The sequence below is a fragment of the Streptomyces sp. NPDC001544 genome, from assembly GCF_042894285.1.
In the GTDB taxonomy this organism is placed as follows: Bacteria; Actinomycetota; Actinomycetes; order Streptomycetales; family Streptomycetaceae; genus Streptomyces.
In genome coordinates this window covers 37,784-53,861 of record NZ_JBIAVN010000023.1, presented here as the reverse complement: position 1 = coordinate 53,861, position 16,078 = coordinate 37,784, and the positions used below count along the sequence as shown (strand labels likewise).

Genomic DNA, 16,078 nt, shown 5'->3' with positions numbered 1-16,078 from the left:
TCCCGTACAACCATTCCCGGCGGCCACGGATCTGATCATCCGAGCCAACAGGCTCCAAGATCACCTGGGCCCTGTGCCCACCCTTCTCCATCAGGGGAACGCATGCGCATTCGTGCCACCGTGGCCGCCGTCTCCGGCGCCCTGGCCCTCTCCGCCTTCGTCGCGCCGGCCGCTCACGCCGCCGACGGGGGTTCGTCCTACCGTGCCGAGATCGCGAAGGTCTTCGCACAGCACGCCTCCGGCAAGGCCGGCATCCGTGCCACCCCGGCGACGGAAGGCGACCTGGACGTCACCTTCTCCGACTTCAGGATCGCCAAGGCGATCAAGGTCGGTACGACCAACCATGTCGGCACCGCGGTCACCTACACGTTGACCCACGGCGCCGATGTCGACATCAACTCGGACTCGTTCGTCACCATCCCGCTCATCTACCACGGCTCGTCCACCACGCCGGACAACGCCCAGGGCCCCGACCTGCCGGCGACCTGCGTCGAGACGTCGGCGACCACTGCCAACTGCTACGGCGCGATCGACATCTACCCGACCGAGACCGACCCGGACCTGAAGCTGCTCAACTCCCAGGCCGGCACCTGGCACGGCGCGGCCATCGCCATGGACATCGACACCGACGAGACCGCGCTCCAGGTCGACGGCCTCGGCTCGACCCTGGTCCAGCGCTACTCCAAGCTGACGGTCAACGCCTCGCCGGAGCCGGTGAAGAAGGGCAAGACCATCACGGTCACGGGCAAGCTGTCCCGCGCCAACTGGGAGACGCACAAGTACGCGGGCTACACCAACCAGTCCGTCAAGCTGCAGTTCCGCAAGAAGGGCTCCAGCACCTACACCACGCTGAAGACCATCAAGTCGAACTCCACCGGTGACCTGAAGACCACGACCACCGCGACGGGCGACGGTTACTTCCGCTACTCCTTCGCGGGCACCACGACCACCCCGGCGGTCAACGCCACGGGTGACTTCGTCGACGTGCAGTAGGTAACAGGCAGGACTCTCTCGGCCCCAGGACGCAGCCGGCCTCCTGGGGTCGAAACGTTTCCCCTTCCTCTCCTTCCGGCCATCGGATGGTAATGACCACACAAAGAATGGCCGGATCCGGCTTTGGGTGTACAACCAGTTGCATGTGCCAATGATCAGAGCTGCCGAGTCAAGAGACTCACCGATCACTTCTCCCACATGGGGAACGCAATGCGCATACGAGCCACCGTGGCCGCCGTCTCCGGCGCCCTGGCCCTCTCCGCCCTCGCCGTGCCGGCCGCGCACGCCACCGGGTCCAGCGGTACGCCGTACACGATGAACGTCGGCTTCTCCAACCTCAAGATCGCCTCCGCGATCAAGGTCGGCACCACCAACAAGGTCAGCACCACGTACTCGTACACGCTGACGCACGGCGCGGACGTGGACGTCACCGCGTCCGACTTCTACAGCGACGCCTATCTCTACCGCGGCACCATGGACGACCAGACCAAGACGCTGGAGGGCGACGACTTCGCCACCTGCACGGTCGTCTCGTCCACCACCGAGACCTGCACGGGCACCGTCGACATCTACCCGGGTGACGGCGACCTGACGAACGCCGACGCCGGCAGCTGGTCGGTCGCCGCCGAGGCCACCGCCTTCAACGGCCAGGACCCGAACAACCCCGACCTGAGCAAGGTCGGCTTCAAGGACCAGGGAAGCCTCGCCACCACCAACGTGCAGCGCTACTCCAAGCTCACGGCCGACGCGGGCCCGGAGCCGGTGAAGAAGGGCGCGACGCTCACCACCACGGGCAAGCTCTCCCGCGCCAACTGGGAGGACCACCTGTACCACGGCTACACCGGCCAGCCGGTCAAGCTGCAGTTCCGCAAGGCGGGCACCACCACGTACACCACCGTCAAGACGGTGACCTCGGACTCGTCGGGCAACGTGAAGGCCACGGCCACCGCGCAGTACGACGGTTACTGGCGTTTCTCCTTCGCGGGGACCACGACCACCCCGGCGGTCAGTGCGACGGGTGACTACGTCGACGTGCAGTAACGCCGGCGGCAGCGACTAAAGGTCCCCCGGGAGCTTTCCCGGGGGGCCTTGCCCTTTCCGCCCCCTGGGGCTCCGCCCCAGACCCCGCCAGGGGCCGCGCCCCTGGACCCCGTTTCCCACCCACCCACCCACCCACCGGTGACGGTCGGCTGAGAAGTCCCCCGACAGGGCCCGGCTGCAGCGCGCGGGACTATTCGGCCGGCCCCGGCCGAACACCCGCCGCCCGCTTCAGCGCAGCGTCCCGTCGGCGGACGTACCACACGCCGATGAGGCCGAGCCCACCCCCGGCGAGGCAGGTCCAGATCCACCAGGTGTGGCCGTGGTCGGCGTACCAGCCGTAGAAGGGGAGCTGGGCGAGGAAGAGGACGAACCAGAGGATCGTGCCGCCGGTGATGGTGGCGACCACCGGGCCTTCCAGGGGCTCCGGCGCCTCGTGCGTGGGGGTCCACTTCGTCATGCGGACAGCTTACGAGGCGATCAGGTCTACGCGCGGAGATAGCGATCTGAACGTTATATGTTCATACTGAATCCGTTTGTCTTTGGCCGCTTCTGTTCGTAGGAAACACCAAACGGGCTGGGGGAATGCCCACTGGTGATGAAAGGTCCCGCATGTCCACCTCGGCCCCCGCCAAGGTTCCCGTCCCGCAGCAGCCGGGCAAGGGAACCGGGCACGGCGCGCTCGACCGCTTCTTCCGGATCTCCGAGCGGGGCAGCACGCTGCCGCGCGAGATCCGCGGCGGTTTCGCCACCTTCTTCGCGATGGCGTACATCATCGTGCTGAACCCGATCATCCTCGGCAGCGCCAAGGACATGTATGGGCACCAGCTCGACCACGGCCAGCTGGTCACGGCCACCGCCCTGACCGCCGCGTTCACCACGCTGCTGATGGGCGTCATCGGCAACGTGCCGATCGCGCTCGCGGCCGGCCTCGGCGTCAACTCCGTCGTCGCGCTGCAGCTCGCGCCCCGTATGTCCTGGCCGGACGCGATGGGCATGGTCGTGCTCGCCGGGTTCGTCGTGATGCTGCTCGTCGCCACGGGGCTCCGGGAGCGCGTCATGAACGCGGTGCCCTACAGCCTGCGCAAGGCCATCTCCATCGGCATCGGCCTGTTCATCATGCTGATCGGCCTGGTCGACTCCGGCTTCGTCACCCGTATCCCGGACGTCGCCCAGACCACCGTCCCGCTGCAGCTCGGCGGCGACGGCCACCTCACCGGCTGGCCGGTGCTGGTCTTCGTCCTCGGCACCCTGCTCACCCTCGCGCTGATCGTGCGCAAGGTCTCCGGGGCGATCCTGATCTCGATCGTGTCGATGACCGTGCTGAGCCTGGTCATCAACGCGGTCACGCACGTACCCAGCTGGGGCCTCACCACCCCGAAGTGGCCCGGCAACCCGGTCGCCCCTCCGGACTTCGGGCTCATCGGTCAGGTCAGCCTCTTCGGCGGCTTCGGCAAGGTCGGTGCCCTGACCGGCATCCTCTTCGTCTTCACCGTGCTGCTGTCCTGCTTCTTCGACGCCATGGGCACGATCATGGGCGTCAGCGACGAGGCCAAGCTCACCGACGCCCAGGGGCAGATGCCCGGCATCAACAAGGTCCTCTTCGTGGACGGCATCGCCGTCGCCGCCGGTGGTGCCAGCTCCTCCTCGGCCACCACCTGCTTCGTGGAGTCCACCGCCGGAGTCGGCGAGGGCGCCCGCACCGGCTTCGCCAACGTCGTCACCGGCACGCTGTTCGCCCTCGCCCTGTTCCTGACCCCGGTCGCCACGATGGTCCCCTCCCAGGCGGCCACCCCCGCGCTGATCGCGGTCGGCTTCCTGATCCTGGCCGGCTCCGTCAAGGAGATCGACTGGACCGACCCCACCCTCGCCATGCCGGCCTTCGTGACGATGGTGATGATGCCGTTCACCTACTCGATCACCAACGGCATCGGCATGGGCTTCATCACCTTCGTGGTGCTGCGCCTGGCGGCCGGCCGCGCCAAGGAGATCCCCGTACCGATGTACGTCGTCTCCGCGGTGTTCGCCTTCTACTACCTGATGCCGGCCCTGGGACTCACGTGACCCCGTAGAACCTCTCCGTCTCCTCGACGGCGGCCTGGAACCGCTCGTCGAAGTCGTCGCGAATGAGCGTCCGGACCACGTAGTCCTGGACGCTCATTCCTCTTTTGGCGGCATGGTGGCGGAGCCGTTCGAGCAGCTCGCGGTCCATGCGCAGGCTGAGCACGCTGGTCCCCATGCGTACGAGGGTCGCGGCACTCTTCGGTGCCCTGCGTCACGTTCCGCACAGGGATCACCCAAAAGAGTGATATTGCGCCCCAGTGGCCAGGGTCACGGCCAACTGGCGTCCCCTCGGTGTTCTTTAGCGAGAGTAATGAGTTACGCTAAAGAACATGTCGGACCTTACCCATGGCGACAACGCTGCCGCCGTGAACTCACTGCGCTCCGCCGTGATGCGACTGTCCCGTCGCCTCAAGCACCAGCGCGTCGACGAGTCGCTGAGTCCCACCGAGATGTCGGTGCTGGGCACCCTGTCCCGTTGCGGCAGCGCGACCCCGGGCGAACTCGCCCGCAAGGAGCACGTGCAGCCGCCGTCGATGACCCGCATCGTGGCGCTGCTCGAGGCCAAGGGACTGGTCCGTCTGGAACCGCACCCCGAGGACCGGCGCCAGAAGGTCGTCACCCAGACCGAGCAGGCCGAGGCGATGCTCGAGGAGAGCCGCCGCAAACGCAACGCGTTCCTGGCCGGCCTGGTCGAGGGCCTCGACGAGGACGAGTGGGCGAAACTGCGCGCCGCCGCTCCCGTGCTGGAAAAACTCGCACACCTCTAAGCACCCGCGTGCCATCGCAAGGAGGCGAACCCTTTTGAGTTCGGGACCCGGAGCAGCTTCCGCCCCCGCGCCGACCACCCACGACTCCCCACCCGCCCCCGGGCGCAAGTCCTCGATGTTCAGCTCCCTGAAGATCCGGAACTACCGCCTCTTCTTCATCGGCCAGGTCGTCTCCAACACCGGCACCTGGATGCAGCGCATCGCCCAGGACTGGCTCGTCCTCAGCCTCACCGGCTCCTCCGCCGCCGTCGGCATCACCACGGCCCTGCAGTTCCTGCCGATGCTGCTGTTCGGCCTGTACGGCGGTGTCCTCGTCGACCGGCTGCCCAAGCGCCCCACGCTGCTGGTCACCCAGTCCGCGATGGCCGTGACCGGCCTCGCGCTCGCCGCGCTCACCCTCACCGGACACGTCCAGGTCTGGCACGTCTACGTCGCCGCCTTCGCCGTCGGTCTCGCCACGGTCGTCGACAACCCGGCCCGCCAGTCCTTCGTCTCCGAGATGGTCGGCCCCGAGCAGCTCCAGAACGCGGTCAGCCTCAACTCGGCCAACTTCCAGTCCGCCCGCCTGGTCGGCCCCGCCGTCGCGGGCGTCATGATCACCGGCGTCGGCACCGGCTGGGCGTTCCTCTTCAACGGCCTGTCCTTCGTCGCGCCCATCGGCGGCCTGCTGCTGATGCGCGCCCGCGAGCTGCACGTCGCCCAGCGGGCGCCGAGGGGCAAGGGCCAGCTCCGCGAGGGTCTGCGCTACGTCGCCGGCCGCCCGGACCTCATCTGGCCGATCGTCCTCGTCGGCTTCATCGGCACCTTCGGCTTCAACTTCCCGGTGTGGCTGTCCGCCTACGCCGACGACGTCTTCCACGCGGGCGCCGGCGCCTACAGCCTCTTCAACACCCTCATGGCGGTCGGCTCCCTGGTCGGCGCCCTGCTCGCCGCCCGGCGCGGCACGGCCCGGCTGCGCCTGCTGATCGCGGCCGCCGCGGTCTTCGGCACCCTGGAGATCGTGGCCGCGCTGGCACCGTCGTACTGGCTGTTCGCGCTGCTCATGACCCCGATCGGGATCGCCGGTCTGACGGTCAACGTCACCGCGAACACCGCCGTGCAGATGGCCACCGACCCGGCCATGCGCGGCCGGGTGATGGCCCTGTTCATGATGGTCTTCATGGGTGGTACGCCGCTGGGCGCGCCGGTCGTCGGCTGGATCACCGACACCTACGGCCCCCGCGTCGGCTTCGCCCTCGGCGGTGTCGTCTCGGCCGCCGCCGCCGTCACCATCGGCCTGGTCCTGGCCCGCATCGGCGGCCTGCGCCTGTCGGTGGGCTGGTACCACGGCCACCCGACGGTCCGGTTCGTGCCGCGCGAGCGCGAGCAGCTGGCGACCGCGGCCTGAGGGCAGCCCGGGCCCGGGGGGGCTACACCCTCCGGGCCAGCACCTGCCCCGGCCACTCGTCCTCGCCGTAGGTGAAGGCCTCCGTCGGCGTGAAGCCGTTGCTCTCGTAGTAGGCGACCAGCTTGCGGTCGTCGCCCGCGTAGCAGTCCACGCGCAGCAGCGACACCCCCGCCCGGCGGGTCTCCTCGACGGCGTGGGCCAGCAGCGCGGCGCCGGCGCCGTGGCCCTTGAAGCGGCGGTCCGAGGCGAGCAGGTGGATGTACCGTTCGGGCTCGTCGGCGGGCTCCAGGTACGGGCCGGGCGCCTTGCCGAGTGTGAGGGTGGCCGCCGGAACGCCGTCGAGTTCGGCGATGAAGGGCGAGCCTTCCGCGACGTACCGGTGGACCATGTCCACCGCCCGGGGATTCTCCGACCAGGGCTCGGTCCCCCACTGCCGGGTCCGCCCCTGTGCGACGAGCCACTCCACCGAGCTGTCGAGCATGCCGAGTATCAAGGGGACGTCGTTGGGGCCGCCTTCTCTGACTCTGATCTCCATCACCTCATCATGGCAGCCCCCCGATGACACCCTGGTGCCCATGAGACTCTTCGCCGCCGTGCTGCCCCCGCCGGACGTCACCGAGCAACTCGCCGCCGAAGTGGCCCAGTTGAAGAAGCTCCCCGGTGCGGACGCGCTGCGCTGGACCGGCCGCCCCGGCTGGCACTTCACCCTCGCCTTCTACGGCGAGGTCGGCGAGGAGCTCGTACCCGACCTGTCCGCCCGTCTGCGGCGCGCGGCCGCCCGTACCCCGCCCTTCCCGCTGGCCCTGCGCGGCGGCGGCCAGTTCGGTCACGGCCGCGCCCTGTGGACGGGGGCCGAGGGCGACCTGCCAGCCCTGCGGCTGCTGGCCGAACGCGCGGAGGCGGCGGCGCGGAAGGCGGGCGTGCCGATGGGGGAGCACCGCCGGTACAAGGCCCACCTGACGGTGGCCAGGAGCCGGGACGCCGTGGACGTACGCCCGTACGTCGACTCCCTCACCGGATTCACCGGCAGCACCTGGACGGTACGGGAGCTGGTGCTGGTGCGCAGCCACCTGCCGCGGTCAGGGGTGCCCGGGGAACAACCGCGGTACGAGGCCGTCGACCGCTGGCCACTCGGAACCGTCGCCGGCGGGGCCGGTTAGGCTCGGACGCGTGGACCCGAAAACCCGGAACCGGATCATGGCCGTTGCGCTCGTGCTGATGTTCGTGGCGGTGGCGGTGGCGGCGGCGGTCGGAAAGTAGACCGCCGCCGCCTCGCCCGCTACCAGGCGAAGGCCTCCGGCGACGGTCCCGGACCCGGGAAGATCTCGTCCAGCCCGGTCAGGACCTCCTCCGACAGCTCCAGCTCCACGGCCCGCACCGCGGACGCGAGCTGCTCGGCCGTGCGCGGGCCCACGATCGGACCGGTCACCCCGGGCCGGGTGAGCAGCCACGCGAGCGCGACCTCACCGGGCGCGAGCCCGTGCTTGTCGAGCAGATCCTCGTAAGCCTGGATCTGGTCGCGGACAGCGGCGTTGGCCAGGGAGTCCGCGGCCCGCCCGCCGGCCCGGCGCCCGCCCTCCACCTCCTTCTTGAGGACCCCGCCCAGCAGCCCGCCGTGCAGCGGCGACCACGGGATCACCCCGAGCCCGTAGTCCTGCGCGGCCGGGATCACCTCCATCTCGGCACGGCGCTCCGCGAGGTTGTACAGGCACTGCTCGCTGACCAGCCCGATCGTCCCGCCGCGCCGGGCGGCGACCTCGTTGGCCTGGGCGATCTTGTAGCCGGGGAAGTTGGAGGAACCGACGTACAGCACCTTGCCCTGCTGGACCAGGACGTCGATCGCCTGCCAGATCTCCTCGAACGGCGTGTTCCGGTCGACGTGGTGGAACTGGTAGACGTCGATGTGGTCGGTCTGCAGCCGCTTCAGGCTGGCGTCCACCGCCCGGCGGATGTTCAGCGCGGAGAGCTTGTCGTGGTTGGGCCAGGCCGGGCCGTCGGCGCCCATGTTGCCGTAGACCTTCGTGGCGAGGACGACCCTGTCACGGCGGTCGCCGCCCTTGGCGAACCAGTTACCGATGATCGTCTCGGTACGGCCCTTGTTCTCACCCCACCCGTACACGTTGGCGGTGTCGAAGAAGTTGATACCCGCGTCCAGCGCCGCGTCCATGATCGAGTGACTGTCGGCCTCATCGGTCTGCGGGCCGAAGTTCATGGTACCGAGGACGAGTCGGCTGACCTTGAGTCCGGTACGTCCGAGCTGCGTGTACTCCATGAGGCACAAGCCAACGGCTTGGAGTGCGCTCTACGCAAGGGACCACATGAACGCGCACGTACCGTCACCGCCCCACCTGCGTCCGCACCGCCCCCATGCTGGCCGCGATCACCAGGGCGACGGCGAGGGTCTGCAGGAGGGAGAGGGTCTGGCCGAGGATCAGGAAACCGGCCGTCGCCGCGATGGCCGGCTCCAGGCTCATGAGGATGGCGAAGGTGGGGGCGGGCAGGCGGCGGAGGGCGAGCAGTTCGAGCGTGTAGGGCAGGACGGAGGACAGCAGCGCCACTGCCGAGCCCAGGGCGATCGTCACCGGGTCGAGGAGCCTGCCGCCCGACCCCGCGATGCCCAGGGGAAGGAACAGCACCGCCGCCACCGCCATCGCCAGTGCCAGCCCGTCCGCCTGCGGGAAGCGGCGGCCCGTACGGGCGCTGAAGACGATGTAGGCCGCCCACATGGCCCCCGCGCCCAGTGCGAAGGCCGTGCCCGGCAGGTCGAGGTCGCCGAACCCCCCGCCGCCCAGCAGGAAGACGCCGAGGAGGGCCAGCCCCGCCCACAGCGCGTTGACCGCGCGGCGGGAGGCCAGCACCGAGAGGGAGAGGGGGCCCAGGACCTCCAGGGTGACCGCCGCTCCCAGGGGGATGCGGGCCACCGCCTCGTAGAAGAGGCCGTTCATCGCGCCCATCGTGATGCCGAAGACGACCACCGTGCCCCAGTCGGTGCGCGAGTGGCCGCGCAGCCGGGGGCGGCAGACGGCCAGCAGGACCAGCGCCGCCGCCAGCAGCCGCAGCGTCACCACCCCGAGCGCGCCGGCCCGGGGCATCAGGGTCACGGCGAGGGCACCGCCGAACTGCACCGAGACACCGCCGGCGAACACCAGCCCCACCGGCCCGAGCGAACCGAACCGGCGGGGCGCGCGGCCACCGTCACCGGAGGCGAGGGGCGGGGACGAGGGCGGGGCGGTGGGGGAGGGGCTCACGGGGCGGTCCTGATGCTGGGGGCTGGTGGGTCAGCAATCGTGCATCACGATGCACTTCCCGGTCCAGTGTAATAAACCGTTTCGTCGCGGAACAGGGGGCGGCCGTCGTAGTGGGAGTGGCTCGGGACGCCGGGGCCGTAGGTCTGGGCGGCGGGATCGGGCCAGCCCCCGGGGGAGTGGGCGTAGCCGCCGTACCCTCCGTACCCGTTTCCGTCGTCGTGCGCCTGCCCGTACCCCTGCACCACCCGCGCGTCCCCCTCGGCCTGGACGTACATCCCCTGCCCGGTCTCGAACGACAGCGGCAGCCGTAGCTCGCCGGTGTCCATCACGGCGCCGGCGCTGTTCTGCGAGCGGTGCAGTCGTGCGTACGCCCCGCCGTGTGCGAGGAGCTCCTCGTGGCGGCCCGTCTCCACGATGCGGCCCCGGTCCACGACCAGGATGCGGTCGGCGTCGGGGGCGAGGTTCAGATCATGGGTGATCATGATGGTCGCGCGGCCGCTCATCAGACGGCGCAGGGGCTTGACGACACGGCGGGCGGCCATCGCGTCGAGGCCCGTCGTGGGCTCGTCCAGCACCAGGACCGGCGCGTCGCGCAGGATCGCGCGGGCGATCGCCAGGCGCTGGAGCTGGCCGCCGGACAGGCGGGCCGAGCCCGGGTCGACCTTGGTGTCGTAGCCGTCGGGGAGCCGGACGATGAAGTCGTGGGCGTCGGCCGCCCGCGCTGCCTCCTCGATCGCCTGGTCGCTGGCGCCGGGCCGGCCGCAGGCGATGTTCGCGCGGACGGTGTCGTGCAGGACCAGGGTCTCCTGGGGGAGCAGGGTGATGTACTCGCGCAGGCGGGCCAGGGGGAAGTCCCGCAGGGGCACGCCGTCGAGGAGCAGGTCGCCCGCGTCCGGGTCGTAGAAGCGCAGGAGGAGCTTGGAGACCGTGGACTTGCCCGCGCCGCTCGGGCCGGTGACGATCACGAGCTCGCCGGGGCTCACCGTGAAGGAGAGGTCCTTGAGCGCGGGCTTCTGCGTGCCGGGGTAGCCGAAGTACACGTTCCGCACCTCCACCGTGCCGTCGGGACGGCCGGTCTGCGTGCCGCCGCGGTCGGGGTCGGTGACCGAGGGCCGCACGTCCAGGATCTCGATGAGCCGCTCGGCGCCCGCGGTGGCCGCCGTGACCGTGAGACCGAGCTGGGCCAGGCCGCGTACGGGCGGGTAGAGGTAGCCGAGGAAGGCGGCGAAGGCGAGGAGCTGGCCGAGGCTCATACGGCCGGTGGAGATCTCCCAGGCGCCGATGCCGATCACGGCGAGGACACAGACCGTCTCGATGACCTGCACCAGTTGCTCGTACGCCTCGTTCAGGCGGGTCGAGCGCACCGAGGCGCGGAACCAGGCGGTCGCCTCCTCGTTCAGGCGGCGCCGCTCCGCGTCCCGGCGGTCGTAGGCCTGGGTGAGCACGATGTTGCCGAGGGACTCCTCGACGACCGAGGTGATCGCACCGTCGGCGACCCGGCCCTCGCGGGAGACGTCCTTGATGGCGCCGGAGAAGCGGCGGGCCGCCAGCCAGAACAGGGGGGCGAGGACGAAGGTGGCGGCGGCCAGGTCCCAGCGCAGCCAGAACGCGGCGGCCGCGTAGAACAGCGCGCTGAAGGCGGCGGACGCCGCTCCCACGAGCCCCGACACGACCATCGTCTCGATCGCCTCGACGTCACCGGTCAGACGTGAGAGCAGGTCGCCCTGACGGTGGCGCTGGAAGAAGTGCGGCGGCAGTTGTTGCACATGGTCGAAGACGTGCTCGCGCAGCCGCATCACGAAGCGTTCGGTCGCCCAGGCGGCCAGCGAGTTGCCCGCGTACGCGACGGCCGCGCCGACCACTGCGACGCCCAGCCACTTGACCGCGGGAGACCAGAACGCGCCGAGGGAGCCCTTCTCCAGGGCGTTGTCGGTGAGGTCGCCGAACAGCAGGATGGCCTCGGTCTCGGCCAGTGCGGCGAGCACGGTGCAGATCCAGACGGCCAGGAGCCAGCGGCGCAGTCCTTTGGTCAGCGGCCAGAAACGACGGAACGCGGTGCGGGCGGGAATGGTGGGCGTGTCCTCGTGTTCGAGCTCGCCGCCCTCGCCGTCGTCCATATCCATTTCAGACTCCCTCCGCTTTCCGTCCCCCGGGCATATGGAATTCAGGAATGCGCAAAGGGGGTCGACGGTGCACCATCGACCCCCTTTTGCTCAGCGTCGGATCAGTGGTCCTGGCCGGGCAGCGGCTTGGGAAGCGGCTTGTGGGCGTGCTTCTTCGGCTTCGGCTTCGGCGGCGGGGGGAGCTGCTTCGACTTGGGCTTCGGGGGCAGCGGGGCAAGCTTCTTGAAGCTCATTACCGACTCCTGGTGTTTCGAAGTTCCATGGTCCGCGGAATTCCGTTTCCGGATTCCGACACCAGGAAACTTACACACTTCCCCTGCTCTCGAACGGCAAAAATGGCAAAGGAGCGCTGTGAACTCCCTGTCATTACCTGGGAGTTGCTTGGGGAGCTGGGTGGTTCCTTTGCGAGGCGGGGGTTTCTTTGAGAAACCTGAGAACGCGGCCTCAGCGCCGGGCCATGTAGACGTCCAGCGCCTTGTGCAGCAGCCGGTTCAGCGGGAAGTCCCACTCGCCGAGGTACTCGACGGCCTCACCGCCCGCGCCGACCTTGAAGCGGAGCAGGCCGAGGAGGTGGTCGGACTCCTCCAGGGTGTCGGTGATGCCCCGGAAGTCGTAGACGGCGGCGCCGAGTTCGTGGGCGTCGGCCATCATGCGCCACTGCATGGCGTTGTTGGGCTGCACCTCGCGCTTGCGGCTGGTGGAGGCACCGTAGGAGTACCAGACGTGTTTGCCCACGGTGATCATCGTGGCGGCGGCGAGCACGTCACCCTCGTGGTGGGCGAGGTACAGCCGCATACGGTCGGGGTGTTCGGCGGTGAGCGCGGTCCACATGCGCTGGAAGTAGGGCAGCGGGCGCGGCATGAAACGGTCGCGTTCGGCGGTCTCCGTGTACAGCGTGTAGAAGGCGGGCAGGTCCTCGTGGCCGCCGCGCACGACCTTCACGCCCGCCTTGTCGGCCTTCTTGATGTTGCGCCGCCACTGCTGGTTGAGGCCCTGGTGGATGTCCGCCAAGGAGCGTCCCGCGTAGGGGACCTGGCACACGTAGCGGGGTTGTCCGGCGGCGAAGCCGTCCTCGCCGCCCGGCTCGGTCCGCTGCCAGCCCATGCGCCGCAGCCGGTCGGCGAGTTCGAAGGCGGCCGGCTCGACCGTCGTCGCCTCCGCGTCAAGCAGCCGCCGCGCGCCCGGGTCGGCGATGGCCGCCTTCACCGCCTCCGCGCTCCAGCGGCGTACGACGACGGGCGGCCCCATCTTCACGGAGAAGGCGCCGCGCCCCTTCAGGTACGCCGGCAGCGGGTCCAGCCAGCGCTCCAGGTCGGGAGCGTGCCAGTCGATGGCCGGGCCCTCCGGCAGGTACGCCAGGTACCGCTTCAGCTTGGGCAGCGGTCTCAGCAGCACCAGCCCCGCCCCGACGAGCCGCCCACCCCCGTCGAACCAGCCCAGGCTCTCCGCCCGCCAGTCGGGCTTCACGTCCCCCCAGGACGGCAGTTGCATATGGCTCACCGAGGGGCGGGCGGCGACGAACGCCAGATGCTCCGCACGGGTGATGGGCCGGAGGGTCAGGGGCACGGGCATGGGAGTGGCTCCTTTCGCAGGGTGGCTGATCATGAGCTGATCACGCCCCAGGCGGCTGACCAAGGGCATCCGCCAGCACCTCCGCCAGATGCCGCCCCCGCACCCCGCCGAGCTGCTCCAGCTGCGTACGGCAGGAGAACCCGTCCGCCAGGACCACCGCCCCCCGCGGTGCCGCCCGGACCGAGGGCAGCAGCTGTTCCTCCGCGCAGGCCCGCGACACCTCGAAGTGGCCCCGCTCGAAGCCGAAGTTGCCCGCCAGCCCGCAGCAGCCGCCGCTCAGCTCGCCGGTCAGGCCCGCCGCCGCGCGCAGCCGGCGGTCGGGGTCGTCACCGAGGACGGCGTGCTGGTGGCAGTGGGTCTGGCCGACGGCGGGCCGGTTCACGGGCGGCGGGGTCCAGTCGGGGGCGTACCGCTGGAGCGCCTCCGCGAAGGTGACCACCGCCGCCGCCAGCCGTGCCGCGCGCGGGTCGTCGTGCAGCAGCTCCGGGAGGTCGGTGCGCAGCGCGGCGGCGCAGCTCGGCTCCAGGACGACCACCGGGGTCGCCGCCTCCAGGACCGGGTCCATCAGGTCGAGGGTGCGGCGCATCACCTTGCGGGCGTGGTCGAGCTGGCCCGTGGAGACGTACGTCAGCCCGCAGCAGACCCCGCCCGCGGGCACCGCGACACCGAGCCCGGCCGCCTCCAGCACCCGGACGGCCGCCCGGCCCACGGAGGGCGAGAGGTGCTCGGTGAAGGTGTCCGGCCAGAGGGCGACGAGGGGCCGCCTCCCCTCGGCCGTGCCCCCCTGCCGTCGCCACCACCGGCTGAACGTCTCCTCCGCCACCCGCGGAATCTCCCGCTCGGCCGCGATCCCGCCCAGCCGCCGGGCCACCCCGGCGAGGGGCCGTACGCGCGCGAGGGCGCCCAGCAGCCGCGCGGTGCGGGTGCGGGCGACCCAGCGCAGCCACAGCGGCAGCCGGCCCATCGCGTAGTGGGCGGCCGGGCGGCGCCGCCCCCGGTAGTGGTGGTGCAGGAACTCCGCCTTGTACGTGGCCATGTCGACCCCGACCGGGCAGTCGGAGCGGCAGCCCTTGCAGGACAGGCACAGGTCCAGCGCGTCCCGGACCTCGGTGGAGCGCCAGCCGTCGGTGACCAGCCCGCCCGCGAGCATCTCGTGCAGCAGCCGGGCCCGCCCGCGCGTGGAATGCTCCTCCTCGCCGGTCGCCCGGAACGACGGGCACATGACGGCGGGGCCCGCCGACACCGTCGTACGGCACTTCGCCACCCCGACGCACCGGCGCACGGCGGCCCGGAAGTCGCCGCCGTCGGCCGGGTAGCCGAAGGCCACGTCGACGGGTTCGCGCGGCAGCACGGAGAAGCGGAGGCCGACGTCCAGCGGGGCCGGGCGGACCAGCATGCCCGGGTTGAGCAGGTCGTCCGGGTCCCACACGGCCTTGGCGCGTGCGAACAGGGCCACCAGTTCGTCGCCGTACATCCGGGGCAGCAGTTCGGCGCGGGCCTGTCCGTCGCCGTGCTCCCCGGACAGCGAGCCGCCGTGGGCCACGACCAGGTCGGCGAGGTCCTCGGAGAAGCGGCGGAAGCGGCCGACGCCCGCCTCGGTGAGCAGGTCGAAGTCGATGCGGACGTGGATGCAGCCGTCCCCGAAGTGGCCGTACGGGGTACCGCGCAGGCCGTGGGAGGACAGCAGCGCCCGGAAGTCGCGCAGGTAGGCGCCGAGCCGGGCGGGCGGCACCGCGCAGTCCTCCCAGCCGGGCCAGGCCTCACAACCGTCGGGCATCCGGGTCGCCGTGCCGGAGGCGTCCTCGCGGATGCGCCACAGGGCGCGCTGCTCACCCGGGTCGGCGACCACGGAGGCGCCCACGACGTCGGCCGCCCGCACGATCGCCTCCGCACGCGCGCGTGCCTCGGCCTCCGTGTCCCCGCCGGTCTCCACGAACAGCCACGCGGCACCCCTGGGCAGCCCGGCCGGGGAGCGCACCAGGTCGGCCGCCATGCCCTCCACGGTGAGCGGGCTGTACGGGAGCAGCCCGGCGGCGGCATCGGCGGCCGCGCTCTCGTCGGCGTAACCCAGCACGGCCAGGGCACGCGCGCGTGGCGCCTCGACCAGTCCCACGACCGCCTCCGTCAGCACGCCCAGCGTCCCCTCGGAGCCGCAGAAGGCACGGGCGACGTCGGCGCCCTTCTCGGGGAGCAGGGCGTCCAGCGCGTACCCGGAGATACGGCGGGGCAGCTCCGGGAAGCCGGTGCGCAGCCGGGCCAGCTCGCCCTCCACCAGCACGCGCAGACCGTCCGGGGCACCGGACCAGCCCTTGCCGAGCCGCAGCCGCCGCCCGCGCGCGGTGATGACGTCCAGCTCCCGGACGCTGTCCGCCGTCGTCCCCCAGGCCACCGAGTGCGAGCCGCACGCGTTGTTGCCGATCATCCCGCCGAGCGTGCACCGGCTGTGCGTGGACGGATCCGGGCCGAACCGCAGACCGTGAGGGCCGGCGGCCTCCTGGAGCCGGTCCAGTACGAGCCCCGGCTGGACGACCGCCGTCCGGGAGCCGGGGTCGAGCTCCAGCAGCCGGTTCATGTGCCGGGTGAAGTCCAGCACCACACCCGTGCCCGTCGCCTGCCCGGCGATCGACGTGCCCCCGCCCCGGGCCACCACCGGCACCCCCTGCGCCCGGCACACCTCCAGCACCGCCGCCACGTCCTCGGCGTCCCGGGGGGCCACCACCCCCAGCGGGACCCGCCGGTAGTTGGACGCGTCCATGGTGACCAGGGCGCGTGCGGTGACGTCGAAGGCGACCTCGCCCCGGACGGCGGCCCGCAGCTCCGCTTCGAGATCCCTCATGCGTCCAGCAAACCAGCCCCTCGTCCACCTCGGGAGAAACGCCGTCTCAC

Annotated in this window: 15 protein-coding genes; 6 read left to right on the top strand and 9 right to left on the bottom strand. The window is 71.0% G+C overall.

Going from position 1 to position 16,078, the window contains the following annotated elements; all coding sequences use genetic code 11:
• The first annotated feature begins 102 nt into the window (after nt 1-102).
• Both ACFY0F_RS35820 and ACFY0F_RS35815 read left to right on the top strand, forming a co-directional pair.
• Nucleotides 103-993: a hypothetical protein gene (locus ACFY0F_RS35820; protein ID WP_388804165.1), complete on the top strand. Its 891-nt coding sequence runs from the start codon at nt 103-105 to the stop codon at nt 991-993.
• A 210-nt stretch (nt 994-1,203) separates the two neighbouring features.
• A complete protein-coding gene (locus ACFY0F_RS35815) occupies nt 1,204-2,034 on the top strand; it encodes a hypothetical protein (RefSeq protein ID WP_388804162.1) in 831 nt (276 codons plus the stop codon).
• Nucleotides 2,035-2,224: 190 nt separating this feature from the next.
• Here the strand turns inward: ACFY0F_RS35815 and ACFY0F_RS35810 are convergent, their stop codons facing one another.
• The gene (locus ACFY0F_RS35810; protein ID WP_388804159.1) at nt 2,225-2,491 is read right to left on the bottom strand and encodes a DUF2530 domain-containing protein; all 267 of its coding nucleotides are present in this window, start codon (nt 2,489-2,491) and stop codon (nt 2,225-2,227) included.
• Between the two features lie 152 nt (nt 2,492-2,643).
• Here ACFY0F_RS35810 and ACFY0F_RS35805 point away from each other — a divergent pair, with 152 nt between their 5' ends.
• Complete coding sequence (locus ACFY0F_RS35805) at nt 2,644-4,095, top strand: NCS2 family permease (RefSeq protein ID WP_388804156.1); 1,452 nt, start codon at nt 2,644-2,646, stop codon at nt 4,093-4,095.
• Here the strand turns inward: ACFY0F_RS35805 and ACFY0F_RS35800 are convergent.
• Nucleotides 4,088-4,270, bottom strand: a complete 183-nt coding sequence (locus ACFY0F_RS35800) for a ribbon-helix-helix protein, CopG family (RefSeq protein WP_388804153.1) — start codon at nt 4,268-4,270, stop codon at nt 4,088-4,090. The two genes, ACFY0F_RS35805 and ACFY0F_RS35800, sit on opposite strands and share 8 nt — an antisense overlap.
• A 154-nt stretch (nt 4,271-4,424) precedes the next feature.
• Here ACFY0F_RS35800 and ACFY0F_RS35795 point away from each other — a divergent pair, with 154 nt between their 5' ends.
• Entirely contained in the window at nt 4,425-4,862 is a 438-nt protein-coding gene (locus tag ACFY0F_RS35795; protein WP_388804150.1) for a MarR family winged helix-turn-helix transcriptional regulator, read from the top strand.
• 34 nt (nt 4,863-4,896) lie between these two features.
• Nucleotides 4,897-6,249 carry an MFS transporter gene (locus tag ACFY0F_RS35790; protein WP_388804147.1) on the top strand — a complete coding sequence of 451 codons (1,353 nt, stop codon included), beginning with the start codon at nt 4,897-4,899 and terminating at the stop codon, nt 6,247-6,249.
• Between the two features lie 22 nt (nt 6,250-6,271).
• Here the strand turns inward: ACFY0F_RS35790 and ACFY0F_RS35785 are convergent, their stop codons facing one another.
• On the bottom strand, nt 6,272-6,784 hold the full coding sequence (locus tag ACFY0F_RS35785) for a GNAT family N-acetyltransferase (protein ID WP_388804144.1): 513 nt from the start codon (nt 6,782-6,784) through the stop codon (nt 6,272-6,274).
• 40 nt (nt 6,785-6,824) lie between these two features.
• On the opposite strand from ACFY0F_RS35785, the gene thpR reads away from it, so the two are divergent.
• On the top strand, nt 6,825-7,409 hold the full coding sequence (gene thpR, locus ACFY0F_RS35780; protein WP_388804141.1) for an RNA 2',3'-cyclic phosphodiesterase: 585 nt from the start codon (nt 6,825-6,827) through the stop codon (nt 7,407-7,409).
• Between the two features lie 119 nt (nt 7,410-7,528).
• On the opposite strand, the gene ACFY0F_RS35775 is transcribed toward thpR, so the two are convergent.
• The 6 genes from ACFY0F_RS35775 to ACFY0F_RS35750 all read right to left on the bottom strand — a co-directional run bounded on the left by ACFY0F_RS35775 (nt 7,529) and on the right by ACFY0F_RS35750 (nt 16,028).
• Nucleotides 7,529-8,521, bottom strand: coding sequence for an aldo/keto reductase (locus tag ACFY0F_RS35775; RefSeq protein WP_388804138.1), 993 nt, complete (start codon nt 8,519-8,521; stop codon nt 7,529-7,531).
• A 64-nt stretch (nt 8,522-8,585) separates the two neighbouring features.
• Nucleotides 8,586-9,497, bottom strand: coding sequence for a DMT family transporter (locus ACFY0F_RS35770; RefSeq protein WP_388804135.1), 912 nt, complete (start codon nt 9,495-9,497; stop codon nt 8,586-8,588).
• 44 nt (nt 9,498-9,541) lie between these two features.
• Nucleotides 9,542-11,614 carry an ABC transporter ATP-binding protein gene (locus ACFY0F_RS35765; RefSeq protein WP_388804309.1) on the bottom strand — a complete coding sequence of 691 codons (2,073 nt, stop codon included), beginning with the start codon at nt 11,612-11,614 and terminating at the stop codon, nt 9,542-9,544.
• Between the two features lie 107 nt (nt 11,615-11,721).
• Complete coding sequence (locus tag ACFY0F_RS35760) at nt 11,722-11,853, bottom strand: hypothetical protein (protein WP_388804132.1); 132 nt, start codon at nt 11,851-11,853, stop codon at nt 11,722-11,724.
• Nucleotides 11,854-12,064: 211 nt separating this feature from the next.
• Entirely contained in the window at nt 12,065-13,192 is a 1,128-nt protein-coding gene (locus ACFY0F_RS35755) for a lipid II:glycine glycyltransferase FemX (protein WP_388804129.1), read from the bottom strand.
• A 40-nt stretch (nt 13,193-13,232) separates the two neighbouring features.
• The gene (locus ACFY0F_RS35750) at nt 13,233-16,028 is read right to left on the bottom strand and encodes an FAD-binding and (Fe-S)-binding domain-containing protein (protein WP_388804126.1); all 2,796 of its coding nucleotides are present in this window, start codon (nt 16,026-16,028) and stop codon (nt 13,233-13,235) included.
• Between the last annotated feature and the right edge of the window lie 50 nt (nt 16,029-16,078).

Excerpts from the sequence above, each read along its gene's own strand:
- ACFY0F_RS35775 (WP_388804138.1), bottom strand. The coding sequence starts at position 8,521 with ATGGAGTACACGCAGCTCGGACGTACCGGACTCAAGGTCAGCCGACTC.
- ACFY0F_RS35755 (WP_388804129.1), bottom strand. The coding sequence starts at position 13,192 with ATGCCCGTGCCCCTGACCCTCCGGCCCATCACCCGTGCGGAGCATCTG.
- ACFY0F_RS35815 (WP_388804162.1), top strand. The coding sequence starts at position 1,204 with ATGCGCATACGAGCCACCGTGGCCGCCGTCTCCGGCGCCCTGGCCCTC.
- ACFY0F_RS35810 (WP_388804159.1), bottom strand. The coding sequence starts at position 2,491 with ATGACGAAGTGGACCCCCACGCACGAGGCGCCGGAGCCCCTGGAAGGC.
- ACFY0F_RS35760 (WP_388804132.1), bottom strand. The coding sequence starts at position 11,853 with ATGAGCTTCAAGAAGCTTGCCCCGCTGCCCCCGAAGCCCAAGTCGAAG.
- ACFY0F_RS35795 (WP_388804150.1), top strand. The coding sequence starts at position 4,425 with ATGTCGGACCTTACCCATGGCGACAACGCTGCCGCCGTGAACTCACTG.
- ACFY0F_RS35750 (WP_388804126.1), bottom strand. The coding sequence starts at position 16,028 with ATGAGGGATCTCGAAGCGGAGCTGCGGGCCGCCGTCCGGGGCGAGGTC.
- ACFY0F_RS35765 (WP_388804309.1), bottom strand. The coding sequence starts at position 11,614 with ATGGACGACGGCGAGGGCGGCGAGCTCGAACACGAGGACACGCCCACC.
- ACFY0F_RS35800 (WP_388804153.1), bottom strand. The coding sequence starts at position 4,270 with ATGGGGACCAGCGTGCTCAGCCTGCGCATGGACCGCGAGCTGCTCGAA.
- ACFY0F_RS35805 (WP_388804156.1), top strand. The coding sequence starts at position 2,644 with ATGTCCACCTCGGCCCCCGCCAAGGTTCCCGTCCCGCAGCAGCCGGGC.
- thpR (WP_388804141.1), top strand. The coding sequence starts at position 6,825 with ATGAGACTCTTCGCCGCCGTGCTGCCCCCGCCGGACGTCACCGAGCAA.
- ACFY0F_RS35785 (WP_388804144.1), bottom strand. The coding sequence starts at position 6,784 with ATGGAGATCAGAGTCAGAGAAGGCGGCCCCAACGACGTCCCCTTGATA.
- ACFY0F_RS35820 (WP_388804165.1), top strand. The coding sequence starts at position 103 with ATGCGCATTCGTGCCACCGTGGCCGCCGTCTCCGGCGCCCTGGCCCTC.